This window comes from Pseudonocardia spirodelae, from assembly GCF_037727765.1.
GTDB lineage: Bacteria > Actinomycetota > Actinomycetes > Mycobacteriales > Pseudonocardiaceae > Pseudonocardia > Pseudonocardia spirodelae.
In genome coordinates this window covers 293,261-319,158 of record NZ_JBBJUP010000002.1, presented here as the reverse complement: position 1 = coordinate 319,158, position 25,898 = coordinate 293,261, and the positions used below count along the sequence as shown (strand labels likewise).

Genomic DNA, 25,898 nt, shown 5'->3' with positions numbered 1-25,898 from the left:
TGGCCGGTGGTGCCGGGTCCGCCCGCGAACCACGCTCGCGACGACACCGTGCTGACGACACCACCGCGGTAGGGATACTCCCCTGCGGTTTCGGGACAGTCTCCCCCGTGCACCGTTGCACCGCGAGCGTGGGTGACCCAGCGCACCCGACCGCACCCGGTCGGTGGCGCCTTTCGTCCTTGGAGTCCGTTTCGTCCGCTCGCGGTCAGCGTCGCGGACGGCGGTGCAGGTGCACCGCGTCGATCTCCTCACCGCGGTCGGTCACCGCGCGCAGCAGGAGCCGGGAGTCGGCACCGCCGGATCCGGGCTGCACCGAGCAGCGCAGGTAGGCGTAGCCGAGGTAGCGGGTCCGCGACCACGTCACCGTCTCCGGCTGCTTCTGCTCGTCCGGCCCGGCGAGGAAGCTCGTGACCGGGGCCTGCTCGCTCTCGTGGCCGCGGTAGCTGTCGGTCTCCCCCGGCTGCCAGCGGTAGCGGGGCCGGCCGCCGGAGCCGACACAGACGTAGGTGGTGCCGTCGGTCTCGGGGTGCACGGTCGAGCGGTCCGGCGCGGGGCGGGTGGGACGGCCGTCGCGGATCGGGTCGGTGCGCTCGTACTGGTGGTTGTGCCCCTGCACGCACAGGTCGACCCGGTAGCGGTCGCACAGCGGCGCGAGGGCGCGGCGCACCCCGGCGTCGGAGGCGTGCGAACCCGACGTGGCGAAGGCGCAGTGGTGGAAGAACAGCACGATCCACTCGATGCGCGGGTCGGAGCGCCAGCCCGCGAGTGTGCGCTCCAGCCAGGACAGCTGGGTGCCGCCGGAGTAGCCGGCGTTGGTCGGGATCTCGGTGGACAGGTCGTTGGCGTCGACGCTGACGACGCCGACGGTGCCGTGGGTGAACGCGTAGACCGACGGGCAGCCCCGCGGGCCGGTGCCGGGCAGTGCCAGGCGGGCGGTGTGCCCGGCGTAGCCGTGGGCGGGTCCGTCGGCCCGGTTCAGGTCGTAGAGCGCCTCCATGTCGTGGTTGCCGGTGGCGAACATCCACGGCGTCGACGCCGCGGAGCGCTCGATCGCGGCGAAGTAGGTGCTCCAGACCGTCGGGTCGAAGCTGTCGTGCGCCTCGTCGTCGCGCGGGGCGCCGTTCAGGGCGGGCATGCCCGCGCCGGAGGGGTCGGCGTAGCAGATGTCGCCCGCGAGCAGGTGGAACGCGGGCGCGTCCGCGGCGACGAGCGCGGTCAGCGCCTCCGACGGCGCCGGGCTGCGCCGGGCGTCGTCGGGCTTGTAGGCGTTCGGCTCGCCGCCGGTGCTCACGCCCTGGTCGGCGAAGGCGGTGAAGGTGAAGCGGTGCCGCGTACCGGTCGGGACGGCGGTGCGGAACGTGCTGGTCGCGGTGACGGTCTCGGCGCCGCCGCTGCCCGCGATCCGGAACCGGTAGAGGTAGCGGGTACCCGGGGACAGGGCGTCGGCGCGGGCGTGGGCGAACCACTGCTGCGTGCCGCGCAGCCCGCCGCCGGCCTGCGGGACGAGGCTCTGCAGCGGCCGCACCTGCACCGGCAGGGTGAGCCCGAAACCGGCGTCGGTGCCGACGTCGACGACCATCCGCGCGGCGGGCGGGGCCGCGGTGAGCTCCCCGGTGAACGACATGGACCGGGCCGGGTCCGGGCCGTAGGCGAGGTGGCGCCCGACGACGGTGACCGGTGCCGGCGCGGCGGCCGCGGCGACCCCGCGGGCCCAGGGCGAGCCCGACGCGGCCAGGCCGGCCAGCACGCCCGCCCCGCCGCGCAGGGCGCTGCGGCGGCTGACCGGGTGGCGGCGAAGGAAGGCGGCCAGCCAGTCCTGCTGGTCGGCGACGGTCATGTCGGCGGCCAACGCCCGCGGCACGCCGACGCCGGGGGTCTCACCGGTGGGGTTCACGCTCACGGACGGCGACGCTGCCCCGCCCGCACGACCGGCGAGCGTTTCACGGTGGAACGAGGGGTGAACGCGGGGCGACACCCGGGGGCCGCCCGCCGTTCGCGCGACGTTCATCCCGCGCTGACCGGTTCGGGCGCGGACGGACCGCCGCGTGACGGTGCGGGCACCGGCGCGTGACGGTGCGGACACCGGCGCGGGCCCGGCGGCGCGGTCCCGGCGATCTGCGTAGTTTCGAGGAGGTGCACGTCCCCTCCCGGGCCCGGTGGGTCCGCCCCCCGATCGTGGCCGCCCTGACCGCCGCGCTGGTGTTCGCCGGCGCGCCCGCGGCGTCCGCCGCGACACCCGGCCCCGCCGCCCCCGCCGCGGTCACCGACGGCGGCGCGGTCGCCGTCACCGAGGAACGCGTCGCGGTGCCGGCCGGGCCCGGCGAGCCCGGCACGGTCGACCTCGACACCGCGCTCTACGTCCCCGCGTCGGCCACCGCGGCGTCGCCGGCGCCCGCGGTGCTGGTGGCGCACGGCTTCGGCGGCAGCAGGGCCTCCGTCGACTCCGACGCCCGCGAGCTGGCCGCCCGCGGCTACGTCGTGCAGACCTGGACCGCGCGGGGCTTCGGCGACTCCGGCGGGACGATCGGGCTCGACGACCCCGACCGCGAGGTCGCCGACGCGTCGCGGCTGGTGGACCGGCTCGCGCAGCGCCCGGACGTGCAGCGCGACGCGGCGGGCGACCCACGGGTCGGGGTGACCGGTGGCTCCTACGGCGGCGGCCTGGCGCTGCTGCTGGCCGGCCACGACCGGCGGGTCGACGCGATCGCCCCGGTGATCACCTGGAACGACCTGGGTCAGGCGCTGTTCCCGAACAACGCCGTCCCGGCCGGGTCGGCGCTGCCGGGCACCCCGGCCGCGGGCGCGGGTGCCGGGGACGGGGTGTTCAAGAGCGGCTGGGCCGGGGTGTTCTTCGGGTCCGGCGGGCGGGTTCCCGCGGGCGGGGACACCGGCGGGTCCGGGTCCGGGACCGGCGGGTCGGGGTCCGGGTCCGACGGGTCGGGGTCCGGCTTCGGCTCCGGCTCCGGCGACTCCGGCGGCTCCGGGGCCGGGTCGGGCGCCGGTTCCTCTGGAGCCGGGTCGGGTGCCGGCGCCTCGGGAGCCGGGTCGGGTGCCGGCGCCTCGGGAGCCGGGACCGCGGCGGGCGCCCCCGTCTCCGGTGCCGGGTCCGGGGCGGGCACGAGCGGTTCCGCGGCGGCGGCAGCGGCGACGCCCGCGCCGGACCCGGTGTGCGGCCGATTCGCACGCGACGTCTGCACCGCCTACGCCGAGGCCGCGCGCACCGGGCGCGTCTCCGCCGAGCTGGCCGCGCTGCTGCGCCGCTCCTCCCCCGCGACGGTCACCGACCGCATCACCGCCCCCACCCTGCTCGTGCAGGGCGAGCAGGACACCCTGTTCGGTCTCGACCAGGCCGACGCCAACGCCCGCCAGATCGCGGCGAACGGCACACCGGTCTCGGTGCTGTGGTTCGCCGGCGGCCACGACGGCGGCGGCCCCGACTCCGAGGTCCGCGCCCGCATCGCGGACTGGTTCGACCAGCACCTGCGCGGCCTGCCCGCCGCGCAGGGCGCGACCGGCGGGCTCGCCGAGGCGCCGTTCGCGTACCAGGTCCGCAGCACCGTCCGCACCCGCGGGGACACCCCGACCGGGCGCACCGTGCTCGCCGGGAGCTACCCCGGCCTGACCGGCCCCGGCCCCACCCCGGCGACCGCCCTGCCGCTCAGCGGCGGGGACCAGACGGTCGTGCACCCGCCGGGCGGCAACCCGGCCGCGATCACCTCGCTGCCCGGGCTCGGGTCCGCGCTCGGCTCGCTCGGGTCGCTCGGCGGCCTGTCCGGGCTCACCACGCCCGGCCAGTCGGCACGCTTCGAGACCGCACCCGTGGCCGACGCGCTGCAGCCGTCGGGGGCGCCGCGGGTCACCGTGGCCGTGTCGCGGGTGCCCGGCCGGCCCGCACCGGAGACGGCGGTGCTGTTCGCCTCGGTCACCGCGCTGACCCCGGACGGGCGCAGCACGCTGCTCGGCAACGCCGTCGCCCCCCTGCGGGTGACCGTGCCCGCGCAGGGCGCCGCCGAGGTGACGGTCACGCTGCCCGGTGTCGTCGCCCCGGTGCAGGCGGGCAGCCGGCTGCTGGTGCAGCTGGCCACCACCGACCAGGGCTACGACTCCGGCGTCGACCCGGCGGTCTGGCGGGTCGGGCTCGCCGGCGACGCGACGCTGGCGGTGCCGCAGGTCCCCGGCCGCACCGAGTCCGCCGGGACGGTGCCGCTGTGGCCGGTGCTCGGCATCGTCGCGGTGCTGGCCGCCGCGCTGGCCGCGTGGCTCGTCGCCCGTGCCCGGTCGCGTCGCGGCGAGCCCGACGACGAGGAGGGCGCCGCGGACGCGCCGCCGCTGGCCGTCGCGGGCCTCGCGAAGACCTACCGCAACGGCTTCGCCGCGGTGTCGGACGTGACGTTCACCGTGTCCCGCGGCGCGGTGCTGGGCCTGCTCGGCCCGAACGGTGCGGGCAAGACGACCGTGCTGCGGATGCTGATGGGCCTGATCGGCCCCACCGCCGGGACGATGCGGGCGTTCGGGCGCCCGATCCGCCCGGGTGGGGCGGTGCTGTCGCGGATCGGCGCGTTCGTCGAGGGCCCCGGGTTCCTGCCGCACCTGTCGGGTGCGGAGAACCTGCGGCTGTACTGGGAGGCGACCGGCCGCCCGCCCGAGCAGGCCCGGATGGGCGAGACCCTGGAGATCGCCGGTCTCGGCGAGTCGGTGCACCGCCGGGTCGGGACCTACTCCCAGGGGATGCGGCAGCGCCTCGCGATCGCGCAGGCGATGCTGGGCCTGCCCGAGCTGCTGATCCTCGACGAGCCCACCAACGGGCTCGACCCGCCCCAGATCCACGCGATGCGCGAGCTCCTGCGCCGCTACGCCGCCGGCGGGCGCACCGTGCTCGTGTCGAGCCACCTGCTGTCGGAGGTGGAGCAGACCTGCACCGACGTCGTCGTCATGCACCGGGGCACGGTCGTCGCGGCCGGCACGGTCGCCGAGCTCATGGCGGCGGGCGGCGGTTCGTCGTTCACCGTGGACGACACCGCCCGCGCCGCGACGGTGCTGGCCGCCCTCGACGGGGTGAGCGACGTCGTCACCGGCGACGAGCCGGGGGTCGTGCACGCGCACCTCGACGGCACCGCGCGCGCGGCCGCCGTCGCCGCGCTGGTCGGCGACGGGGTGGCGGTGAGCGCGGCCGGCCCGCGCGGGCGGCTGGAGGACGCGTTCCTGGAACTGGTCGGCCCGGAGGGCCGTGACGTGGGGGGTACCCGATGAGCGACGAGCGTCAGCTCTCCACCCGGCGCGGGCACGTCGGCGACCTCGTCGACGGGACGGCCGCGCCGCCCGCCGTCCCGGGCCGGACGATGCCGCTGCGCACCGAGCTGGTCCGCCAGCTGCAGCGCCGCCGCACCCAGGTCGCGTTCGCGCTGGTCGTGGCCATGCCGGTGATCCTGTGGGCGGCGTTCTCCATCGGCGGCGGCGAGCCGGGTGCGCGCGGGCCGAGCCTGGTGGACCTGGCGTCGGGCAGCGCCGCGAACTTCGCCGTGTTCACGCTGTTCGCCTCGGCGAGCTTCCTGCTGGTGGTGCTGGTGGCGCTGTTCTTCGGCGACACCGTGGCCTCGGAGGCCTCGTGGGCGTCGCTGCGCTACCTGCTGGCCGTCCCCGTGCCGCGGGCGCGGCTGCTGCGGCAGAAGGCCGTCGTCGCGGCCCTGCTGTCGGTGGCGGCGCTGCTGCTGCTCCCGGTCGCGGCGCTGGTGGTCGGGGCGCTCGCGTACGGCACCGGGGACCTGGTGTCCCCGATCGGCGAGTCGCTGCCGTTCTGGACGGCGGTCGGCCGGGTCCTGCTCGGCGCCGTGTACGTGACCGTGCAGCTGAGCTGGGTGGCCGGGCTGGCACTGCTGCTCTCGGTCGGCACCGACGCCCCGCTGGGCGCGGTCGGCGGCGCGGTGATGGCCTCGATCGTCTCCCAGATCATCGACCAGATCACCGACCTCGGCGCCGTCCGCGACGTCCTACCGACCCACTACGGCGACGCCTGGTCGGCGCTGCTGGCGACCGACGTCGACTGGTCGGAGATGACCTACGGCGCGTTCTCCGCGGTCTGCTACGCGACGCTGTTCCTCGCGCTGGCGGCCTGGCGGTTCCAGCGCAAGGACATCACCAGCTGAGGGCCGGGCCGCCGCGGCGCAGCGGCCCGGCCCCGCCGGCTCACACCATCACGACGCCGCCGTCGATCATGACGGCCTGTCCGGTCATGTAGTCCGAGTCGGGACCGGCGAGGTAGGAGACGAAGGCCGCGACGTCGTCGGCGGTCTGCACCCGGCCCAGCGGGATCCCGGCGGCGTACTGCTTGAGGGTCTCGCCCTTGCCGGCGCCGCTGCGGGCGCCCATCTCGGCGTCGATGAGGTCCCACATGTCGGTGCCCACGATGCCCGGGCAGTAGGCGTTGACGGTGATCCGGTGCGGGGCGAGCTCCTTCGCCGCGGCCTGGGTGAGCGCGCGGACGGCGAACTTGGTCGCGGAGTAGTGGCCGAGCATGTCGAAGCCCTGGTGCCCGGCGATCGACGCGGCGCTGACGATCTTCCCGCCGGTCCCCCGGTCGATCATGACGCGGGCCGCGGCCTGCAGGCAGTAGACGACGCCGAACACGTTGACGTCGAAGATCGTCCGCAGGTCGTCGGGGGTGACCTCGAGCAGCGGCTTGACCTGGGCGATCCCGGCGTTGGCGACCATCACGTCGAGCCCGCCGAGCTCGTCGGCGACCTGGGCGCACATCGCGGTGACCGCGTCCGGGTCGGTGACGTCGGCCGGGTAGGCGACGGCCGTGCCGCCGGCGGCACCGATCTCCTCGGCGACGGCGGTGGCGCCGTGCGCGTCCCGGTCGTTGACGGCGATCGCGTGCCCGTCGCGCGCGAGGCGCAGGGCGATCCCCCGCCCGATCCCGCGTCCGGCTCCGGTGACCACGGCGACACCCATGTCGGCCTCCCACATCGCAGGCGCGGACGGCCGGTCCGCGCGGCGGGTCGTTCCCGCCGCGACCGAGTCCACCGGAGTGACCCGGCTCACGGCCACCGTTGCAGACCGGTTGCAGCCGGGGCTCAGTCGCGGCGCAGCGCCGCCACGCCGGGTGCGGTGGAGTCGCGCACGACGCGGCTGTGCGCCAGGCCGCGCAGGTCCAGCTCGACCTCCGGCGCGATCCGGTACGGCCGCGCCAGCAGGATGCCGCCCAGGTTGCGCCGCAGCCGCGACATCTCCGCGCGCACGGTGACCAGGTGCGCACGGTCGCCGTAGAGCCCGTCGGACAGTGCGGCCGCGTCGAGGCCGGCGGCCCCGGCGCGGGCGAGCAGGACGAGGACCTCGGCGTGCCGGGTGGAGAGCGGGTGCACCCAGCGGGTGGTGCCCTCGACGACGGCCTGCGGCGGGCGGGCGTCGAGGTCCAGGCGCAGCCGCATCCGGGCCGACCCGCCGGAGGCCGGGCGCAGCAGCCATCCGCCGGGGACCGGCTCGGGCAGGCAGGGCCCCAGCCCGTGGACGGCGATGAGCCGCTCGGCGACGGGCGCGGCGACCCGCTCGACGCCCGGCAGGCCGCTTGCGGCCGCGACCCAGCCGTGGTCGTCGACGACGAGGCCGGGCCCGTTGCTCCCGGCCAGCATCGGGGCACCGATGGTGCGCAGGGCGTCCAGGCGCGCCTCGTGGCGCTGCCACAGGCCCGCCTCGGCCAGCCGCACGGCCGTGCTGACGAGCGCGACGGTCGTGGGGTGGATGGTCTCCGCGGGTCCGGACAGGTCGACGACGCCGAGCAGCTCACCGCTGCGCGGGTCGTGCACGGGGGCGGCGGTGCAGGTCCAGCCGTGGTGGCTGCGGACGAAGTGCTCGGCGGAGAAGATCTGCACCGGACCGCCCTCGGCGAGCGCGGTACCGATGGCGTTGGTGCCGACCGACTGCTCGGACCACTCGGCGCCCTCGGTGAAGCCGAGAGCGTCGGCGCGACGGCGCACCGCGGTGGAGCCCTCCCGCCAGAGCAGCACGCCGTCGGCGTCGCAGACGACCATGACGTGGCGGGCGTCCTCGGCGACGGAGGTCAGCGCGGAGCGCAGCGCGGGCAGCACCGGCGCGAGCGGGGAGGTGGACCGCCGCTGCTCGACGACGGCGGCGTCCAGCGGGCCGGGCGGCTCACCCGCGTCGGGGTCGACACCCTGGGCGCGGACCCGGTCCCAGGAGCGGGTGACGAGCCGGCGTGCGCGGGCGGCGTCGCCGGGACGCGCGTCGCCGGACAGGACGGCGTCGTGCAGGCGCGAGAGCATCCGCGCATGGCGACCGAGGTCGGTCCCCGGGCGGACGGCGCAGACCCCCGCCCGGTTCCGGTCGTCGTCGACTGGGTCCACCGGCACCTCCGGCCCCCACAGTAGGCGGGCCCGTGTGGGCCGCGCCATAGGCCGCGGCCGATCCCGGCGCCGGACCTCGCGGGACGGTCAGGAACCGACGCACAGCCGTTCGGGACGCGGGGCCTGCGGGCCGCCGGGGCGGCCCGGGCCGCGGGTCACGTACCAGCAGCCCAGACCCAGGCAGATCGCGGCGGGGATGACGTAGCTGGCCCCGAGGAACTGCTCCCAGAGGCTCCACTTCACCTCGACGCCCCACACGTTGGGCATCCAGCGGAACGGCGCGATGTAGAAGATCGCGGCGAGCACCGCACCGACCAGCGCCGGGACGACCCACACCCAGTGGTGCGACCACGCCGTCGGCGTCGCCATCAGCACGACCGCCGCGGTGGCCGCCATCGCGATCACCGGCTCGGTGCGCCGGATGATCGGCACCGCCAGCGCCAGCAGGACGGCCACGATGCCCAGCCACAGGACGTGGAACCAGGGGTCGGGGACCTCCTGGCGGGCCAGCACCGCCTGCACGGTCTCGTTGGAGAAGAACGTCGACCCGCTCACCCCGGCGGCGGGGCCGCCGACGAACCAGTAGCGGTAGGACGAGTCGGCGTCCACCAGGAACCCGATGCCGGTCGCGACGATCCCCGTCACGACCGAGACGGCGGCGGCCTTCCAGTCCCGGCGGACCAGGAAGAACAGCACGAACCCGCCGGGGGTGAGCTTGATGGCCGCGGCCAGGCCGAGCAGCAGCCCGCGCGGCCAGACGGTGCGCGGCGCGAGCAGGTCCGCCAGGACCAGCAGCATCAGCACGAGGTTGATCTGGCCGAACGCGAACGTCTGCGCGACCGGCTCCATCAGCAGCGCCGCGGCCAGGACCGGCACCCCGAGCACCACCGGCGCGCGCCACCGTCCCGCCGGCCAGGCCACCCGGATCGACAGCGCGATGCAGACGGCCAGCGACAGCACCGAGGCCACGAACTGCGCGGTGAACGCCACCGGGTAGGGCACGACGGCCAGCGGCACCATCGTGATCGCGGCGAACGTCGGGTAGATGAACGGCAGGACCGGGCCGTGCAGGGGCGGCGGCAGCGTGCCGTACATGTCGCCGCCGGCCAGCCACACCTGGACGCCGATCCGGTAGATGTCGAGGTCCAGCGCGTAGTCCAGCAGCCGGATCCAGGACCAGTACAGCGCCCCGGCCAGCAGCGGCACCGTGGCCACCAGCGTCCACCACGACAGGGCCGCCGTCCGCAGCCTGCCGACGAGCGCGGCGCCACCGCCGGGTGCGGCGGGCACGTCCGGGTCGGGCGTGGTGCGGATGACGGTCACGCGGGGCTCCTCCGGGGGCGACGGCCGGGCGGGGTGCGGGCCGCGCGACGGGCGGGGCGCCCGGCGGCCGACAGGGACGACGGTGGGACACGGTAGCGGGACCCTCACGCCGCCCCGCCGCGGACCCGCCCCTACCGCACCCCGGCCGCGTCCATGCCCCGCAGCTCCTTCTTCAGGTCCGCGATCTCGTCGCGCAGCCGGGCGGCGAGCTCGAACTGCAGGTCCCGTGCGGCGGTGAGCATCTGGTCGTTCATCTGCTGGATGAGGTCGGCCAGCTCGGCGCGCGGCATCCCGGCGGTGTCCTTGGCCGGGACGCCGGAGCTGCCCGCGGGCGCCGGGGCACGGCCCCTCTCCCCCGCCGCCCGCTTGCCGCGCGAGGCGTTGCGGCCCGATCCGCCGACCGGGACCGACTCGGTGTCCTCGGCCTCCCGGTAGACCTGGTCGAGGATGTCGGCGATCTTCTTGCGCAGCGGCTGCGGGTCGATGCCGTGCTCGGTGTTGTAGGCGACCTGCTTCGCGCGGCGCCGGTCGGTCTCGTCGATCGCGTAGCGCATCGAGTCGGTGATCCTGTCGGCGTACATGTGGACCTGGCCGGAGACGTTGCGGGCCGCGCGGCCGATCGTCTGGATCAGCGACGTGCCCGAGCGCAGGAAGCCCTCCTTGTCCGCGTCGAGGATCGCGACCAGCGAGACCTCGGGCAGGTCGAGGCCCTCGCGGAGCAGGTTGATGCCGACCAGCACGTCGTACTCGCCGGAGCGCAGCTGGCGCAGCAGTTCGACCCGGCGCAGCGTGTCGACCTCGGAGTGCAGGTAGCGGACCTTGATGCCGAGCTCGAGCAGGTAGTCGGTGAGGTCCTCGGCCATCTTCTTGGTCAGCGTGGTGACCAGGACCCGCTCGTCGCGCTCGGTGCGGTCGCGGATCTCGGCGACCAGGTCGTCGATCTGGCCCTTGGTGGGCTTCACGACGACCTCGGGGTCGACCAGGCCGGTCGGCCGGATGACCTGCTCGACGAACTCGCCCCCGGTGCGGTTGAGCTCGTACGGCCCCGGCGTCGCGGACAGGTAGACCGTCTGCCCGATCCGGTCGGCGAACTCCTCCCAGGTCAGCGGTCGGTTGTCGACCGCGGACGGGAGCCGGAAGCCGTACTCGACGAGGTTGCGCTTGCGGGACATGTCGCCCTCGTACATGCCGCCGATCTGCGGCACGGTCACGTGCGACTCGTCGATGACGAGCAGGAAGTCGTCCGGGAAGTAGTCGATCAGGGTGGCCGGGGCGGTGCCGCCGGCGCGGCCGTCGATGTGGCGCGAGTAGTTCTCGATGCCCGAGCAGAACCCGACCTGGCGGATCATCTCGATGTCGTACTGGGTGCGCATCCGCAGCCGCTGGGCCTCCAGCAGCTTGCCCTGGTTCTCTAGCTGTTCCAGGCGCTGTTCGAGCTCGGCCTCGATGTCGCGCACGGCGCGCTCCATCCGCTCCGGACCGGCGACGTAGTGGGTCGCGGGGAAGATCCGGATCTCGTCGACCTGCTCGACCTCCTCCCCCGTCAGCGGGTTCAGGTGGTAGAGCGCCTCGATCTCGTCGCCGAAGAACTCGATCCGCAGCGCCAGCTCCTGGTAGGCCGGGATGATCTCCACGGTGTCGCCGCGGACCCGGAACGTGCCGCGGGTGAAGGACATGTCGTTGCGGGTGTACTGCACGTCGACGAGCAGCCGCAGCAGCCGGTCCCGCTCGACCTCCTCGCCGACCTTCAGCGCCACCGAGCGGTCGAGGTAGGACTGCGGCGTGCCCAGGCCGTAGATGCACGACACCGACGCGACCACGACGACGTCGCGGCGCGACAGCAGGTTCATCGTCGCGGAGTGGCGCAGCCGCTCCACGTCGTCGTTGATCGAGCTGTCCTTCTCGATGTAGGTGTCGGTCTGCGCGATGTAGGCCTCGGGCTGGTAGTAGTCGTAGTACGAGACGAAGTACTCGACCGCGTTGTGCGGCAGCATCTCCCGCAGCTCGTTCGCGAGCTGCGCGGCGAGCGTCTTGTTGGGCGCCATCACCAGCGTGGGGCGCTGCTGCTGCTCGATGAGCCACGCGGTGGTGGCCGACTTGCCGGTACCGGTGGCGCCCATCAGCACGACGTCCTGCTCGCCGGCGCGCAGCCGCCGGTCCAGGTCGGCGATCGCCGAGGGCTGGTCACCGGCGGGCACGTGCTCGCTCACGACGCGGAACCGGCTGTTCGTGCGTTCGACCTCGCCCACGGGGCGGTGCTCGGAGTGCGCGCGGGGCGGGTCGGACGGCGTGCTCCCCGCCTCCGGGTGGGCCCCCGGCTCGGCGGAGATCACCTGCTCCGGGTTCGCCGCGCTCCCCGGGACCTCGGTCGCGAATGCCATGACACCAGGGTACGAGCGACCCCCGACACTTTCCCGTCGCCGCCCGCGGCGGGCAGGATGATCCACCGTGCATCCGCCGAAGAGACAGGTCTTCGACCCCGAACGGGGCGTCCAGGTCGACACCAAGGGCACCGTGCGCGAGATCGCGACGCTGCGCGAGGAGCCGTGGGGGCTGTACCTGTCCCGGCCGGTCGTGGCCCGGCCGAACGCCTGGTGGATCGAGTCCTGGGTGCTGCCGGAGCTGGGGGTGTGCCTGTCGGACTGGCGGTGGCGGCCCGGGCACGAGCGCGACCAGGACGTCTACGTCGACGTGGCCGCGTTCGACCGCGACGGGCGCCGGCTGCACATGACCGACCTGTACCTGGATCTGGTGGTGCGGCGCGGCCGCGGCACCGAGGTGATCGACGTCGACGAGTTCGTCGCCGCCGTCGCCCAGGGGCTCATCGGCACCGATCTGGGCGAGTACGCGCTGCACCGCTCGCACGCGGTGCTCGACGGGCTGGTGCGCCACGACCACGACCACGTGGCCTGGCTGGCCTCGCTGGGGATCGACCTGGGACCGCGGGACCGGCCGGAGGCCGCACCGGACGGGTCCTGAAAGCGACGCCCGGCCGGACCGGCCGGGCGCCGGGCTCGGCGTCCCCGGAGCCTCAGAGGGCGGGCGACTGGCCCGGGCCGAGGCCGACCGCGCTGGTCGTCTCCTCGGTCGAGGACGTGGTCGGAGCGGTGGTCGACGTGGTCGGCTCCGTGGTCGTCGTGGGCGCGGCCGAGCTGGTCGTCGGCGGCGGGGTGGTCGTCGTCGGCTCCGGGGTGCCCTCGTCGGTGGGCGTCGGGGTCGGGTCGTCCGTCGGCGTCGGGTCCTCGGTCGGCGTCGGCTTCGGCGAGGTCGGCGTCGGCTTCGGCGTCGTGGGCTTCGTCGGCTCCGGCGAGCCCTCGTCGGTCGGACGCGGCGTGGTCCCGCCCCCGGTGGGCGGCGGGACCGGCGGCGGGCCCGGCTGCGGCGGCACCACGGGTGCCCCGGGGGTGCCGGGGGCCACGGGTGCGGGGGCGGCGCCGTCGAGCGCCGCGCCCTCGGTCGCGACCGCGGTCGGGTCGAACACCGGCGGGAGGCCGGCGTCGCCGGTGGTGAGGCCGTTCGCGTCGCCGGTCGCGACGGGTGCGGGGGTGGGTCCGGAGGCCTGCGGCGCGGCGATGGCGAACGGCGGCCCGACGAAGCTCCCGTCGGGTGCGGCCGCCGTCGCGACGGCGGTGATCCCGCCCAGCGAGCCCACGGTCAGCACGGCGGCGGCCGCGGCCGAGGTCGCGCGCCGGGCACCGGCGGTGCGGGCGATGACGTCGTCGACGGCGGGCAGCGGCACCGCGGCCGCCAGCACGTCGTCGAGCCGCTGGAACTCCCGGTCGATGTCGGCGAATCCGTTCATGCCCGTCCCCCCTCGACGGCGGGCGGGTACCCGCCACGCAGGTCGTACTGCGGCGCTCCGTACTCCGGCGGCGGTCCCCCGACCGCGCCGCCCGCCGGTCCGATGATCTCCTCGAGCACCTCGGCCATGCCCTCGGTGACGATCTCGCGGCCGCGCACCAGCCGGCGGCGCACCTCGTGCTCGGTGACGCGCTCCAGGTCCGCGACCGCCGTCGTCGACAGCCCGGCCATGTGGTGCAGGACGACCGCGCGCCGGTCCACCGGCGCGAGCCGGCCGAGCGCCTCGAGCAGCGCACCCGTGCGCGGGTCGGTCTCCTCCGGCGACGGGCGGCGACGGCGGCGCAGCACCCGGGCCCGCATCGACGTGCGGATCGCGACCCGCCGCACCCAGCCGACCGCGACGTCCTCGTGGCCCGCGGTCTCCGCGCGCAGCGCGGACCAGCGGCGCCAGGCGCGCGAGTAGGCGTCCTGGACGGCTTCGTGCGCCTCGTGCGGGTTGAGCGTGATCGCGTAGAGCTGGGCGACCAGACGCGGGTAGTGGGTCTCGAGGTGCGCACCGAAGTCCGCCCGCAGCTCGCCGTGCGGCAGCGTGCGGTGCTGCTGCACCACCGCGCCGCTCATCGGCGGGGCCTCGGGCTCCGCGCCGGTCCACGAGCCGTGGTCGACGCCCTCGGCGGCCGGCTCCCCGCCGAAGGGCGACTGGCCCGTGTGGGGGAACCCGGACGCGCGGTCGGGCTCGGCGTACTCGCCGTCCGCGCCGAATCGCTGCGCCACAGTGCTCAACCCCGCGTCCTCTCCTCGCCGCCGCCGGAGCGGCCCCCGGCTGCTCCGATCGCCGGAGCGACCGGTGCGCCCCCCGGGTACCCGCTGGTACACCGGCGGACCCGGGTGTCGACACCCTCTGACCCGCCTGATCGACCAACGAGCGGACGGCGTTACAGAAACGGGTTCACCGCGGCACGATCGTCACGTTCCGCGTCACACCCGTCCGGGGTAGTCACCCGTCCGGGTCGCTCCGCCAGGCCGCCGTGTGCGCGCGGTAGCGGCGGGCGTCGGGGTCCTCGGCGTAGAGGGCGGCCGCGGCCCGCTTGCGCTCGGCGTAGCCCGCCCGCGCGCCGTCGTCGGCGCGCAGCCGTTCGCGCAGGCCCAGCGCGTGCTGCCAGGCCGGCGACCCGTGCAGCCGCACCACGACGACCGCGGCCCGCCCCGGGTCGGCCGAGCGGTGCACCCCGAGCGTGCCCGCCCCCGGACCGGCCGGGTCGGCGGGCAGGCCGGCCGCGGCCAGCGCACCGGCGAGTGCGTCGGCGTCGGCGTGGGACTCGACGGCGAGCTGCAGGTCGAGGACGTCGCGGGCGGGCAGGCCCGGCACCGCGGTGGACCCCACGTGCTCCACACCGCGGCCCAGGCGTCCCGCGGCGGCGGCGACGCGTGCGGCGAGCCTGCGGCCCTGGGCGTCCCAGCCGGGGTCGTGCTCGACCAGGCGCGGCGGCCCGTCGGGCACGGGCGTACCGAGGCGCAGGTTCTCCTCGAAGCCGGTCAGGCGCCCGTCCCACAGCGCGTCGACGCGGCGGCGGGTGTCCTCGGGGGTGCCGGAGTTGTCGAGCCAGACGTCGGCGGCCGCGCGGCGCTCGGCGTCACCGGCCTGGGCGGCGATCCGCGCCCGGGCGTCCTGCTCGGTCATGCCCCGCGCGGAGACCAGCCGGCGCACCCGCTCCTCGGCGTCCAGCCCGACCACCACGACCAGCGGGAACGCCGGAGCCATCCCGCCCTCGACGAGCAGCGGGACGTCCTGCACGACGATCGCGTCGGCGGGGGCGGCCGCGACGAGCTCGTCGGACCGGGCCCGCACCAGCGGGTGCACGATGCCGTCGAGGGTGCGGCGGGCGGCCGCGTCGCCGAAGACGACCGACGCGAGCGCGGGCCGGTCGAGCCGGCCGTCGGGGCCGAGGACGTCGCGGCCGAACGCCTCGACGATCGCGGCGAGCCCCTCGCCGCCCGGCTCGACGACCTCCCGGGCGATCCGGTCGGAGTCGACCAGCACCGCCCCGCGCTCGACGAGCCGCTGCGCGACCGTCGACTTGCCCGCCCCGATCCCGCCGGTCAGCCCTGTCCGCAGCACGTGATCACCGTAGCGGGCCGCGGCGGACCGACTCAGGTGGTGCCGCGGCCACCGTTCGCGCCGCTGCCTGCCTGCGGGGCCGACGGCGTCGCGGTCGGGCGCGCCGACGGCGGCTGGGTCGGGGTGAGCGCGGGGATGATCCGCTGCGCGAGGTCGGGCAGCGTCTCGACGGCCGAGCGGGTCTGCCCGGGCGCCGCGACCGGCAGCACGAAGGTCAGCGTGTCCACGCCGTAGACCAGGGCGAGCGTCGTCTCGTCGGGACGCTCGACGATCACGCCCGGCACGGTGCCGACGGTGATGTCGCGCGAGGCCGCGGCGTCGGCCCGCTCGGCGTTGGTGTTGAGCTGCCACTGGCGCGTCGCCGAGGCCGTGTCGCCGTAGCGGCCGATGTTGAGCTGGTAGAGCACGGGGCCGCTGTTGCGGGCCCCGCCGAACGCCTGCGCCTGGCCGCCCGCCCGGTAGGTGCAGGCGGTGCGCTCGGTGCGGTTCACGGCCGGCTCGGGCACACCGCGCACCGACTGGACCGACACGGAGCCGAGGACCTGGCCGAACAGCGCCCCGGCCTGCTCGGGGTCCATGAGCACGGCGCAGTCGGTCGGCAGCGCGATCGGCACCGGGCCCGCGGCCTGCGCCGAGCCGGTGGCGTCCGCCGGGAAGGTCGGGACCGCGATGCCGGTGTCCCCGGCGGCGGTGGCGCAGCCGCTGAGCAGCCCGGCGAGCAGCAGACCGGCGAGCGCGGCACGACCGCGGGACCGTGCGGGACGGGAGGTGTGGGCGGTGCCGGAACGTGTCCGGCGGACGGTGCGGCCGGCCATGGGACCAATCTAGGCCGCCCCCGAGATCCACTTCCGGGCGGCGAGCGCGCCGTGACCAAACGCGGCCGAACCGTGACCTGTACCTGGCGTGTCCGTACCGACACGCCGGGCGACGGCCGACGGGGTCACCCGGAACCGCAACGGGCCCCGACGGCCCCGGAACGGGCCGGGCCCCGGTGACCGTGACGGTCACCGGGGCCCGGTGTGGTGCAGGTGCCGGTCCGGTGGACCGGCGGGGGCTGATCAGGCCCCGCCGGAGAGCTTCTCCCGCAGCGCGGCGAGCTGCTCGTCACTGGCGAGCGAGCCACCCGACTCGGCCTGGCCGCCGCCGGTGGAGCGGTCGTCGTCGCCACCGGAGGAGTAGTTGGCCGGGGCGATCTCGTTGCCGCCCTCCGCCTCGGCCTCGGCGGCCTTGCGGATCTGAGCCATGTGCTGGTCGTAGCGGGCCTGCGCCTCGGCGTACTGCTTCTCCCAGGCCGCGCGGGCCTCGTCGAAGCCCTCCTTCCACTCGCCGGAGTCGACGTCGAAGCCCTCGGGGTAGATGTAGTTCCCCTGGTCGTCGTACTCGGCGGCCATGCCGTAGCGCGTCGGGTCGAACTCGGTGTCGACCGTCATGCCCTCGTTGGCCTGCTTCAGCGAGAGGGAGATGCGGCGCCGGTCGAGGTCGATGTCGATGACCTTGACCATCGCGTCGTCGCCGACCTGGACGACCTGCTCCGGGATCTCGACGTGGCGCTCGGCCAGCTCGGAGATGTGGACCAGGCCCTCGATGCCCTCCTCGACGCGGACGAACGCGCCGAACGGGACGAGCTTGGTGACCTTGCCCGGCACGATCTGGCCGATCGCGTGGGTCCGGGCGTAGAGGCGCCACGGGTCCTCCTGCGTCGCCTTCAGCGACAGGGAGACGCGCTCGCGGTCCAGGTCGACGTCGAGGACCTCGACGGTGACCTCCTGGCCGACCTCGACGACCTCGCTCGGGTGGTCGATGTGCTTCCAGGACAGCTCGGAGACGTGCACCAGGCCGTCGACCCCGCCCAGGTCGACGAACGCACCGAAGTTGACCACCGAGGAGACGACGCCCTTGCGGACCTGGCCGCGCTGCAGCTGGTTGAGGAACTCGCTGCGGACCTCGGACTGGGTCTGCTCCAGCCAGGCGCGGCGGGACAGGACCACGTTGTTGCGGTTCTTGTCCAGCTCGATGATCTTGGCCTCGATCTTGCGGCCGACGTACGGCTGCAGGTCGCGCACGCGGCGCATCTCGACCAGCGAGGCCGGGAGGAAGCCCCGGAGCCCGATGTCCAGGATGAGGCCGCCCTTGACGACCTCGATGACGGTGCCCTCGACCGGCTCGTCGGCCTCCTTGAGGGCCTCGATCGTGCCCCAGGCGCGCTCGTACTGGGCGCGCTTCTTGGACAGGATCAGCCGACCCTCCTTGTCCTCCTTCTGGAGGACCAGGGCCTCGACGAACTCGCCGACCTCGACGACCTCGGCGGGGTCGACGTCGTGCTTGATCGACAGCTCGCGCGAGGGGATGACGCCCTCGGTCTTGTAGCCGATGTCGAGCAGGACCTCGTCACGGTCGACCTTGACGATGGTGCCCTCGACGATGTCGCCATCGTTGAAGTACTTGATCGTCTGGTCGATGGCGGCGAGGAAGTCCTCCTCCGACCCGATGTCGTTGATAGCGACCTGCGGCGTGGTCGGGGCGGCGGTGGTGTCGGTGGACATGTAGTGGGGTGCTCCGTTGGATTTCTCTGGCGTGGTCGGTGCCGGTCCCGCTGCTGCAGCAGCGGTCACCGGTTCTGGAACGTGTAGCTGTGACGTTGTAACAGTCACCCTCTGGCGTCGATTCCCGTGGTCGGAAGCGGTGTGCACGCGACGCTCGCGGACCGGCGCTGGAGTGGCGCCGCACGGTCGTCGGACACGTTGACCACGGTGCGGAAAACATGCTACGCGGCCCCGAAACCCGCGGGCAATGCGGGTCCGGTATCCGTACGGGCCGGTTCGACTGCGACGATCGGGTGGTCATGAGCAGCCGCGACGAGTACTCCATCGCCGAGGACGCCGTGGGCACCGCGGGGGTCGCGCGCCGGCCGGTGGGCAGCGCCGAGTCCGAGGCCGCGGGCCGCCGCTGGTGGGACGCCGACGCCGACGACTACCTGGCCGAGCACGGCGCCGACATCGGCGACGACGCCTTCGTCTGGTGCCCGGAGAACCTGCACGAGGACACCGCGGAGCTGCTCGGGCCGGCCGCGGGACTGGCCGGGAAGCGGGTGCTGGAGGTCGGCGCCGGGTCCGCCCCCTGCAGCCGCTGGCTGGCCCGCCGCGGTGCGCGGCCGGTGGCCCTCGACGTCTCCGGCGGGATGCTGCGCCACGCCGCGGCGCTCAACCGGCGCACCGGCGTCGCGGTCCCGCTGGTGCAGGCGGGCGCCGAGCACCTGCCGTTCGCCGACGGCTCGTTCGACCTGGCGTGCTCGGCGTTCGGGGCGATCCCGTTCGTCGCCGACCCGCGCCGCGTGATGCGCGAGGTGCACCGCGTGCTGCGCCCCGGCGGCCGGTGGGTGTTCGCGGTCAACCACCCGATGCGCTGGATGTTCCCCGACGATCCGGGCGAGCACGGCCTGACCGTCGTCCAGTCCTACTTCGACCGGACCCCCTACCTGGAGGTCGACGGCACCGGCCGGGCCACCTACGTCGAGCACCACCGCACGGTCGGCGACCGGGTCCGCGACGTCGTCGCGGCCGGGCTGGTGCTCGACGACCTGGTCGAGCCGGAGTGGCCGGAGGGCCACGAGCGGGTGTGGGGCCAGTGGTCGCCGCTGCGCGGCGCGCTGTTCCCCGGCACCGCGATCCTGGTGACCCACCGGCCCGGCTGAGCGGGCCGCCGGCGCGGCTCAGACCTCGACGACCGCGCCGGTCTCCAGGTCGTAGCGGGCCCCGACGATCGTCAGGTGGTTGTTGCACACCGCGCCGGACAGCGACGGGTCCGCGGTCAGCTGCGCGACCACGCGGCGGACGTTCGCGTCGACCGCCCCGGCCACGGCGGCCTCGCCCTCGCCCTCGCAGACAGGGACGATGTCGCCCACCAGCGCGCCCAGCGTCGCGGGCGCGGGCGCCGCCGCTCCCCCGGCCACCGCGACCGCGGCCTTGACCGCGCCGCACTGGGAGTGGCCCAGCACGACCAGCAGCGGGATGCCGAGCGCCCCGGCACCGAAGGCCAACGTGCCGCGCACGGCGTCGTCGACGACCTGCCCGGCGGTGCGGACGACGAACAGGTCGCCCAGCCCGAGGTCGAAGATCAGCTCGGCGGGGACGCGGGAGTCCGAGCAGGACAGGATCATCGCCGCGGGGGTCTGCCCGGCGACGGCCGCCGCGCGCTCCTCGGCCGAGCGCCGCGGGTCCTCGCGCTCGTCGCGCTGCCAGCGCCCGTTGCCCTCGAGCATCATCCGCCACGCCTCGGCCGCGGTCGGTCGTTCGGACATCGTTCCTCCATCGGTCGGGGCCGTCGGTCCCAAGATCGGCGAAACCGGCGTCCCGGGCAACCATGCACGCCGTCGCATCCCCCGGGTGTGACCACCGACGCGCCGCCGGCGCGGTCGCGGCCGAGCCGGGGGACGTAGGGTCCCGGGGTGCCGATCGACGCCTCCCAGCTCCCCGACCTGTCCCAGGAGTACGCCACCGAGCAGCTCACGGACCGGATGGGCATCGAGATCCTCAAGGCCGGCCCGGACGAGGTCGTCGGCCGGATGCCGGTCGCCGGGAACCGGCAGCCGTACGGCCTGCTGCACGGCGGCGCCAGCGGCGTGCTGGCCGAGACCCTCGGCTCGACGCTGTCGGCGCTGCACGCGCTGCCCGAGCGCTTCCCGGTCGGGCTGGAGCTGGCCTGCACCCACCACCGTTCGGCCACCACGGGCTGGGTGACCGGCACCGCGCGACCGATCCACGTCGGCCGGTCCACCTCGACGAGCGAGATCGTGCTCGTCGACGACGAGGGCCGCCGCGTGTGCACCGCCCGGCTCACCTGCCTGCACCGCGACACGCGCCCGCCGGTGCGCGACGCGACACCCCGGTCGTCGTAACGATTCCGGTCGCCGCACCGAATCAGTTCTTCCTGCGCTTCCCCTCCCATTGTCACGCTTCGGTTAAGAGCCGGTCGGAACCGCTTTTCCGTTGCGCAACGCGGGGGCTAGCTTCCGACGCGACCACGCCCGACGGGCGCTGGCGTACGGGGACCGGCTCTTTCGGGGGGAGCGGTCGAGCAGGAGGGTCGACGTGTTCGGATCACGACTCAAGGGAGCCGGCCGGCGGGGGCGCACCATCGCCGTCGCGGGCGGCGTCGCACTCGCGCTGACCCTCTCGGGCTGCGCCGCCGGTCAGGGCGGCGGGGGCGGGGGTGGCGGCGAGCAGCAGGGCAACCGCCCGGACATCCCGGCCGTCGCGACGCTGCCGGTGCCGGCGAACGCCGCGAACCCGGCGGGCGACGGCAAGGCCCAGTGCGCACCGACCACCACGCTGGCCTACGCCGGCGCGCTGACCGGCAGCAACGCCCAGCTGGGCGTCAACATCGTCAACGGCGTGCAGCTGGCGATCGACCAGCACAACCAGGCCAACCCGGGCTGCCAGGTGCAGCTCAAGCGCTTCGACACCGAGGGCACCCCGGACCGCGCGCCGGGCATCGTCACCCAGGTCGCGAGCGAGCAGAGCGTCCTCGGCGTCATCGGGCTCCCGTTCTCCGGCGAGTCCAAGGCGACCGGCGCGATCTTCCAGCAGGCCGGGCTGGCCCACCTGACGCCGTCGGCGACCAACCCGGCGCTGACCAAGAACGGCTGGACCACCTTCTTCCGGGCGCTGGCCAACGACAACGTCCAGGGACCGGCCGCCGCGAAGTTCATGGCCGGCAAGCTCGGCGCCAAGAAGGTCTGCGTCATCCAGGACGACTCCGACTACGGCGTCGGCCTGGCCGCGGCGACCAACCAGGCCCTGCAGTCCACCGGTATCGACGCCACCTGCCAGGACAAGGTCACCACCGGCCAGAAGGACTTCTCCGCCGTCGTCTCGAAGATCGTCTCGGCGCAGCCGCAGGCGGTGTTCTACTCCGGCTACTACGCCGAGGGCGCCCCGCTGGACCAGCAGCTGTCCAACCGCGGCTTCACCGGCACCTTCCTCGGCCCGGACGGTGTGAAGGACGACCAGTTCATCCAGCTGGCGGGCGACGCGTCGAACAACGCGTTCTTCACCTGCCCGTGCACCCCGGGTGAGCTCATCCCGCAGTTCGCCGACGCCTACAAGACCGTCAGCAACGGCGCCGCGCCCGGCACCTACTCGCTGGAGGGCTACGACTCGGCGACGATCCTGCTCAAGGCGATCGACTCCGGTGCCACCGACCGCGCCGCGATCCTGAACTACGTCAAGGGCTACGACGGCGCCGGCCTGTCCAAGCAGTTCAAGTGGGACTCCACCGGCGAGCTCGCCACCACCGCCGTCTACGGCTACAAGGTGGAGAACGGCAAGATCGTCTACGTGGGAGAGATCGGCAACTGATGCGGCCCGGCCGGCCGCGGACCGCGGCCGGCCCGCCGTCCCCGCACGTCCCGACCGTGCCCGCCCGCTCCGCCGCCGTCGCCACCGCGACGTCCGGGGCGGGCGGGCACGCCCACGCCCGTGAGGAACTTCCGTGCTCCTGACCTCCATCGGACCGGTGCTCGCCCAGGGCCCGGACTGGATCAGCTTCGACGTCGGCGCGCTCGCCGACCAGTTCTGGGCCAACACCGTCGACGGCCTGGCCTACGGTGCCATCTACGCGCTGATCGCCATGGGCTACACGATGGTCTACGGCGTCCTGCAGCTCATCAACTTCGCGCACTCCGAGGTGTTCATCGTCGGGGCCTACGCCCTGTTCTTCACCCTCGCCGCGCTGGGCTTCGGCCCGTCCTCGCCCGATCTGCCGCTGATCGCGCTGATCGCGGACCTGATCCTCGCGATGCTGGTCGCGATGCTCGCGGCGGGCGCCGTCGCGGTCCTGCTGGAACGGGTGGCCTACCGGCCGCTGCGACGGCGCAACGCGCCCCGGCTGGCGTTCCTCATCACCGCGATCGGCGCCTCGTTCGCCCTGCAGTACCTGATCTTCGCCTGGCGCGGCCCGAACCCGGAGCCCGCGCTGATCATGTTCCGCCCGGAGCCGGTGTTCACCGTCTTCGGCGCCCCGGTCGACAGCCAGCAGATCGTCATCTTCGTCGCGGCGATCCTGCTGATGGTCGTCGTCGACCAGTTCGTCAACCGCACCCGCCTCGGGCGCGGGCTGCGCGCGGTCGCGCAGGACCCGAACACGGCGACGCTGATGGGCGTCAACCGTGAGCGCGTCATCGTCCTGACGTTCCTGATCGGCGGGATCCTCGCCGGTGCGGCGGCGCTGTTCTACGTGATGAAGGTGCCCGCGGGCGTCCAGTACAACGGCGGCTTCATCCTCGGCATCAAGGCCTTCGCGGCCGCGGTGCTCGGCGGGATCGGCAACATCCGCGGCGCGCTGCTCGGCGGGCTGCTGCTCGGCGTCATCGGCAACTACGGCCAGACGCTGTTCGGCAACGCGCAGTGGACCGACGTCGTCGCGTTCGTGGTGCTGGTCGGGATCCTGATGGTCCGCCCGACCGGCATCCTCGGCGAGTCCCTGGGGAGGGCCCGGGTATGACCACCACCCCGACCCCGGCACCGACCGCTCCCCCGCGCGCCGCGGGCCTGCGCGGCCTGCGCGAGCGCTGGAACGACCTGCCCCGCTGGCAGCAGTGGCTGTGGCTGGTCCCGGTCGTCGCGCTGCTCTACGCCCTGCCGGTGCTCAACCCCCCGCTGATCACCACCGAGCCGGGCACGAACTTCCCCATCGCGCTGTTCGACGCGGCCCGCTTCGCGCTGCTCGCGATCGGGCTCAACGTGGTCGTCGGGCAGGCGGGCCTGCTCGACCTGGGCTACGTCGGCTTCTTCGCCGTCGGCGCCTACGTCGCGGCCCTGTTCACCAGCCCCGACTCGATGGTCTGGAAGATCCCCTACCTCTGGACGCTGCCGCTGGCCATGATCGTCACGATGCTGGCGGGCCTGCTGCTCGGCGGCCCGACGCTACGGCTGCGCGGGGACTACCTGGCCATCGTCACGCTCGGCTTCGGCGAGATCATCCGGCTGCTCGCGACGATCGTCGGCCCGCTCAAGGGCCAGGTCGGGTTCCAGGCCGTCGGACGCCCGCCGGGGACCGACTCGACGGGCCAGCCGCTGTTCGCCAACTCCGACGGCACCACCTGGTACTGGCTGGTCGTCACGATCACCATCGTGGTCCTGGTCCTGGTCGGGAACCTGGAGCGCAGCCGGGTCGGCCGCGCCTGGATCGCCATCCGCGAGGACGAGGACGCCGCGCAGATCATGGGCGTGCCCACGGTGCAGTTCAAGCTGTGGGCCTTCGTCATCGGCGCCGCGATCGGCGGGCTGTCCGGGGCGCTGTTCGCCGGCCAGGTCGGCTTCGTCAACAACCAGAAGTTCGACGTCCCGACCTCGGTGCTGTTCCTCGCCGCGGTCGTGCTCGGCGGGTCCGGCAACAAGGTCGGCGCCGTGGTCGGCGCCTTCATCGTGTCCTACATCCCGAACCGCTTCGTGGAGCTGGCGGGCTACAAGTACCTGATCTTCGGGGTGGCGCTGATCGTGCTCATGGCGTTCCGGCCGCAGGGCCTGCTCGGGGCCCGGCAGCGGCTGCTGACCTACGGCCGCGAGGCCTACCGGCGGCTCGTCGGGCGGCCCGACCAGGTGGCCTCCGACGACCCGATGACCGCGCAGGCCGCCGGGAACCCCGGCGGGACGAACGGGGGCCCGGTCCGATGAGCGCACCCGACCAGGAACCCGTCGAGGGCGGCATCGTCGCCGAGGTCGCCCGGATGACACCCGAGGAGCGGGCGGCCCACGAGGCCGCCGTCGCCGAGGTCGTCGCGCCCGAGCGGGAGATCGCCGTCGCGGTCGGGGACACCCTGCTGTCGATGGAGGACGTGACGATGCGCTTCGGCGGCCTCGTCGCCCTCGACGGCGTGTCCTTCGACATCCGCCGCGGGGAGATCCTCGGGCTGATCGGGCCCAACGGCGCCGGCAAGACGACCTGCTTCAACGCGCTGACCGGCGTCTACCGGCCCACGTCGGGGCAGGTCCTGCTGGAGGGCGCCCCGCTGGGGCGCCGCCAGCGGTTCCAGATCACCCGGCTCGGCATCGCCCGCACGTTCCAGAACATCCGGCTCTTCGGCGAGATGACCGCGCTGGAGAACGTGGTCGTCGGGACCGACGCCCGGCACCGGACCAGCGTGCTCGGCGCGCTGGTCCGCTCCCCGCGGCACCTGCGCGAGGAGCGCGAGGCCGTCGAGAAGGCGATGGCGCTGCTGGAGTTCGTCGGGATCGCCGACCGGGCCGCGGAGAAGGCCCGCAACCTGCCCTACGGCTACCAGCGCCGGCTCGAGATCGCCCGTGCGCTGGCCACCGAGCCGAAGCTGCTCTGCCTCGACGAGCCGGCCGCCGGCTTCAACCCGGCGGAGAAGGACGACCTCATGGGGCTGATCCGCTCCATCCGCGACGACGGCTACACCGTCCTGCTGATCGAGCACGACATGCGGCTCGTCATGGGGGTCACCGACCGGATCGTCGTGCTGGAGTTCGGCCGCAAGATCGCCGAGGGGCTGCCCGCCGAGATCCGGGAGAACCCGGCCGTGATCGCCGCCTACCTGGGGGTTCCCGACGATGGCACTGCTTGAGCTGACCGGTGTCAGCGCGCACTACGGACGCATCCAGGCCCTGCACGAGATCTCGCTGACCGTGGAGGAGGGCGAGGTGGTGACCCTGATCGGCGCGAACGGCGCCGGGAAGACCACCACCATGCGGGCGGTGTCGGGGCTGCGTCCGCTGTCGGCGGGCACCCTCACCTTCGACGGCGACGACATCAGCACCCTGCGCGCCGACCTGCGGGTCGTGCGCGGGATCGGCCAGGCGCCCGAGGGCCGCGGGATCTTCCCCGGCATGACGGTCCTGGAGAACCTCGACATGGGCGCCTACACCCGCAAGGACCGCAAGGAGCTGCCCGGGGACCTGGAGCGGGTCTTCGAACTGTTCCCGCGGCTCGCGGAGCGGCGCACCCAGGTCGGCGGCACGCTGTCCGGCGGCGAGCAGCAGATGCTCGCGATCGGGCGGGCGCTGATGGCGCGGCCGCGGCTGCTGCTGCTCGACGAGCCCTCGATGGGGCTCGCCCCGCAGTTCATCGCCCAGATCTTCCGGATCATCTCCGAGATCAACCAGCAGGGGGTGACCGTGCTGCTCGTCGAGCAGAACGCCCAGCAGGCGCTCTCGCGCGCGCACCGGGCCTACGTGCTGGAGTCGGGCCGGATCGTCCGCTCGGGCACCGGCTCGGAGCTGCTGGCCGACCCCGCGATCAAGGACGCCTACCTGGGCGTCGCCTGACCCGGCACGCCG

21 protein-coding genes are annotated in these 25,898 nt (G+C 74.5%); 10 read left to right on the top strand and 11 right to left on the bottom strand.

Annotated elements, in window-relative coordinates; genetic code table 11:
- Positions 1 to 205: 205 nt before the first annotated feature.
- Positions 206 to 1,900, bottom strand: a complete 1,695-nt coding sequence (locus tag WJX68_RS03810; protein WP_340286158.1) for a metallophosphoesterase — start codon at positions 1,898 to 1,900, stop codon at positions 206 to 208.
- Positions 1,901 to 2,133: 233 nt separating this feature from the next.
- Here WJX68_RS03810 and WJX68_RS03805 point away from each other — a divergent pair, with 233 nt between their 5' ends.
- Positions 2,134 to 5,250 (top strand): alpha/beta fold hydrolase, encoded by a 3,117-nt coding sequence (locus tag WJX68_RS03805; RefSeq protein WP_340286157.1) that lies wholly within the window; start codon positions 2,134 to 2,136, stop codon positions 5,248 to 5,250.
- The gene (locus WJX68_RS03800) at positions 5,247 to 6,143 is read left to right on the top strand and encodes an ABC transporter permease (RefSeq protein WP_340286156.1); all 897 of its coding nucleotides are present in this window, start codon (positions 5,247 to 5,249) and stop codon (positions 6,141 to 6,143) included. Before WJX68_RS03805 ends, WJX68_RS03800 begins: the two co-directional genes overlap by 4 nt.
- 40 nt (positions 6,144 to 6,183) lie before the next feature.
- On the opposite strand, the gene WJX68_RS03795 is transcribed toward WJX68_RS03800, so the two are convergent.
- The 4 genes from WJX68_RS03795 to uvrB form a co-directional block, all read right to left on the bottom strand.
- Entirely contained in the window at positions 6,184 to 6,951 is a 768-nt protein-coding gene (locus WJX68_RS03795; RefSeq protein WP_340286155.1) for an acetoin reductase, read from the bottom strand.
- A gap of 122 nt (positions 6,952 to 7,073) precedes the next feature.
- Positions 7,074 to 8,279, bottom strand: a complete 1,206-nt coding sequence (locus WJX68_RS03790) for a GAF domain-containing protein (RefSeq protein ID WP_340286154.1) — start codon at positions 8,277 to 8,279, stop codon at positions 7,074 to 7,076.
- Positions 8,280 to 8,447: 168 nt separating this feature from the next.
- Positions 8,448 to 9,683 carry a glycosyltransferase 87 family protein gene (locus WJX68_RS03785; RefSeq protein WP_340286153.1) on the bottom strand — a complete coding sequence of 412 codons (1,236 nt, stop codon included), beginning with the start codon at positions 9,681 to 9,683 and terminating at the stop codon, positions 8,448 to 8,450.
- 131 nt (positions 9,684 to 9,814) lie between these two features.
- On the bottom strand, positions 9,815 to 12,064 hold the full coding sequence (gene uvrB / locus WJX68_RS03780; RefSeq protein WP_340286152.1) for an excinuclease ABC subunit UvrB: 2,250 nt from the start codon (positions 12,062 to 12,064) through the stop codon (positions 9,815 to 9,817).
- A 67-nt stretch (positions 12,065 to 12,131) separates the two neighbouring features.
- On the opposite strand from uvrB, the gene WJX68_RS03775 reads away from it, so the two are divergent.
- The gene (locus WJX68_RS03775) at positions 12,132 to 12,662 is read left to right on the top strand and encodes a ribonuclease FAU-1 family protein (protein ID WP_340286151.1); all 531 of its coding nucleotides are present in this window, start codon (positions 12,132 to 12,134) and stop codon (positions 12,660 to 12,662) included.
- A gap of 52 nt (positions 12,663 to 12,714) precedes the next feature.
- Here WJX68_RS03775 and WJX68_RS03770 read toward each other — a convergent pair whose 3' ends face one another.
- From WJX68_RS03770 to rpsA, 5 genes are all read right to left on the bottom strand, one after another.
- Positions 12,715 to 13,485 (bottom strand): hypothetical protein, encoded by a 771-nt coding sequence (locus WJX68_RS03770; protein ID WP_340286150.1) that lies wholly within the window; start codon positions 13,483 to 13,485, stop codon positions 12,715 to 12,717.
- A complete protein-coding gene (locus WJX68_RS03765; RefSeq protein WP_340286216.1) occupies positions 13,482 to 14,258 on the bottom strand; it encodes an RNA polymerase sigma factor in 777 nt (258 codons plus the stop codon). The genes WJX68_RS03770 and WJX68_RS03765 overlap by 4 nt, the downstream gene beginning before the upstream one ends.
- Positions 14,259 to 14,481: 223 nt before the next feature.
- Positions 14,482 to 15,603 (bottom strand): dephospho-CoA kinase, encoded by a 1,122-nt coding sequence (gene coaE / locus WJX68_RS03760; protein ID WP_340286149.1) that lies wholly within the window; start codon positions 15,601 to 15,603, stop codon positions 14,482 to 14,484.
- 32 nt (positions 15,604 to 15,635) lie between these two features.
- The gene (locus WJX68_RS03755; protein ID WP_340286148.1) at positions 15,636 to 16,418 is read right to left on the bottom strand and encodes a hypothetical protein; all 783 of its coding nucleotides are present in this window, start codon (positions 16,416 to 16,418) and stop codon (positions 15,636 to 15,638) included.
- A 243-nt stretch (positions 16,419 to 16,661) separates the two neighbouring features.
- Complete coding sequence (gene rpsA / locus WJX68_RS03750) at positions 16,662 to 18,146, bottom strand: 30S ribosomal protein S1 (RefSeq protein WP_340286147.1); 1,485 nt, start codon at positions 18,144 to 18,146, stop codon at positions 16,662 to 16,664.
- A gap of 299 nt (positions 18,147 to 18,445) precedes the next feature.
- On the opposite strand from rpsA, the gene WJX68_RS03745 reads away from it, so the two are divergent.
- Positions 18,446 to 19,294, top strand: coding sequence for a class I SAM-dependent methyltransferase (locus WJX68_RS03745; protein WP_340286146.1), 849 nt, complete (start codon positions 18,446 to 18,448; stop codon positions 19,292 to 19,294).
- Positions 19,295 to 19,312: 18 nt separating this feature from the next.
- Here the strand turns inward: WJX68_RS03745 and WJX68_RS03740 are convergent, their stop codons facing one another.
- The gene (locus WJX68_RS03740; RefSeq protein ID WP_340286145.1) at positions 19,313 to 19,900 is read right to left on the bottom strand and encodes a carbonic anhydrase; all 588 of its coding nucleotides are present in this window, start codon (positions 19,898 to 19,900) and stop codon (positions 19,313 to 19,315) included.
- A 147-nt stretch (positions 19,901 to 20,047) separates the two neighbouring features.
- Between WJX68_RS03740 and WJX68_RS03735 the strand changes: the two genes are divergently transcribed.
- The 6 genes from WJX68_RS03735 (at position 20,048) to WJX68_RS03710 (ending at position 25,886) form a co-directional block, all read left to right on the top strand.
- Positions 20,048 to 20,497, top strand: coding sequence for a PaaI family thioesterase (locus WJX68_RS03735; RefSeq protein WP_340286144.1), 450 nt, complete (start codon positions 20,048 to 20,050; stop codon positions 20,495 to 20,497).
- Positions 20,498 to 20,735: 238 nt separating this feature from the next.
- Positions 20,736 to 21,959, top strand: a complete 1,224-nt coding sequence (locus WJX68_RS03730; RefSeq protein WP_422785652.1) for a branched-chain amino acid ABC transporter substrate-binding protein — start codon at positions 20,736 to 20,738, stop codon at positions 21,957 to 21,959.
- 133 nt (positions 21,960 to 22,092) lie between these two features.
- Positions 22,093 to 23,103 carry a branched-chain amino acid ABC transporter permease gene (locus WJX68_RS03725; RefSeq protein WP_340286142.1) on the top strand — a complete coding sequence of 337 codons (1,011 nt, stop codon included), beginning with the start codon at positions 22,093 to 22,095 and terminating at the stop codon, positions 23,101 to 23,103.
- Positions 23,100 to 24,275 carry a branched-chain amino acid ABC transporter permease gene (locus WJX68_RS03720; RefSeq protein WP_340286141.1) on the top strand — a complete coding sequence of 392 codons (1,176 nt, stop codon included), beginning with the start codon at positions 23,100 to 23,102 and terminating at the stop codon, positions 24,273 to 24,275. Before WJX68_RS03725 ends, WJX68_RS03720 begins: the two co-directional genes overlap by 4 nt.
- Positions 24,272 to 25,186 carry an ABC transporter ATP-binding protein gene (locus WJX68_RS03715; protein ID WP_340286140.1) on the top strand — a complete coding sequence of 305 codons (915 nt, stop codon included), beginning with the start codon at positions 24,272 to 24,274 and terminating at the stop codon, positions 25,184 to 25,186. Before WJX68_RS03720 ends, WJX68_RS03715 begins: the two co-directional genes overlap by 4 nt.
- On the top strand, positions 25,173 to 25,886 hold the full coding sequence (locus WJX68_RS03710) for an ABC transporter ATP-binding protein (RefSeq protein WP_340286139.1): 714 nt from the start codon (positions 25,173 to 25,175) through the stop codon (positions 25,884 to 25,886). Before WJX68_RS03715 ends, WJX68_RS03710 begins: the two co-directional genes overlap by 14 nt.
- The last annotated feature ends 12 nt before the right edge of the window (positions 25,887 to 25,898 follow it).

Bases quoted from the DNA above. Each gene is read 5' to 3' on its own strand.
- WJX68_RS03800 (WP_340286156.1), top strand. From the start codon at position 5,247: ATGAGCGACGAGCGTCAGCTCTCCACCCGGCGCGGGCACGTCGGCGAC.
- WJX68_RS03795 (WP_340286155.1), bottom strand. From the start codon at position 6,951: ATGGGTGTCGCCGTGGTCACCGGAGCCGGACGCGGGATCGGGCGGGGG.
- WJX68_RS03790 (WP_340286154.1), bottom strand. From the start codon at position 8,279: ATGCTCTCGCGCCTGCACGACGCCGTCCTGTCCGGCGACGCGCGTCCC.
- uvrB (WP_340286152.1), bottom strand. From the start codon at position 12,064: ATGGCATTCGCGACCGAGGTCCCGGGGAGCGCGGCGAACCCGGAGCAG.
- WJX68_RS03770 (WP_340286150.1), bottom strand. From the start codon at position 13,485: ATGAACGGATTCGCCGACATCGACCGGGAGTTCCAGCGGCTCGACGAC.
- WJX68_RS03755 (WP_340286148.1), bottom strand. From the start codon at position 16,418: ATGGCCGGCCGCACCGTCCGCCGGACACGTTCCGGCACCGCCCACACC.
- rpsA (WP_340286147.1), bottom strand. From the start codon at position 18,146: ATGTCCACCGACACCACCGCCGCCCCGACCACGCCGCAGGTCGCTATC.
- WJX68_RS03745 (WP_340286146.1), top strand. From the start codon at position 18,446: ATGAGCAGCCGCGACGAGTACTCCATCGCCGAGGACGCCGTGGGCACC.
- WJX68_RS03740 (WP_340286145.1), bottom strand. From the start codon at position 19,900: ATGTCCGAACGACCGACCGCGGCCGAGGCGTGGCGGATGATGCTCGAG.
- WJX68_RS03720 (WP_340286141.1), top strand. From the start codon at position 23,100: ATGACCACCACCCCGACCCCGGCACCGACCGCTCCCCCGCGCGCCGCG.
- WJX68_RS03715 (WP_340286140.1), top strand. From the start codon at position 24,272: ATGAGCGCACCCGACCAGGAACCCGTCGAGGGCGGCATCGTCGCCGAG.
- WJX68_RS03710 (WP_340286139.1), top strand. From the start codon at position 25,173: ATGGCACTGCTTGAGCTGACCGGTGTCAGCGCGCACTACGGACGCATC.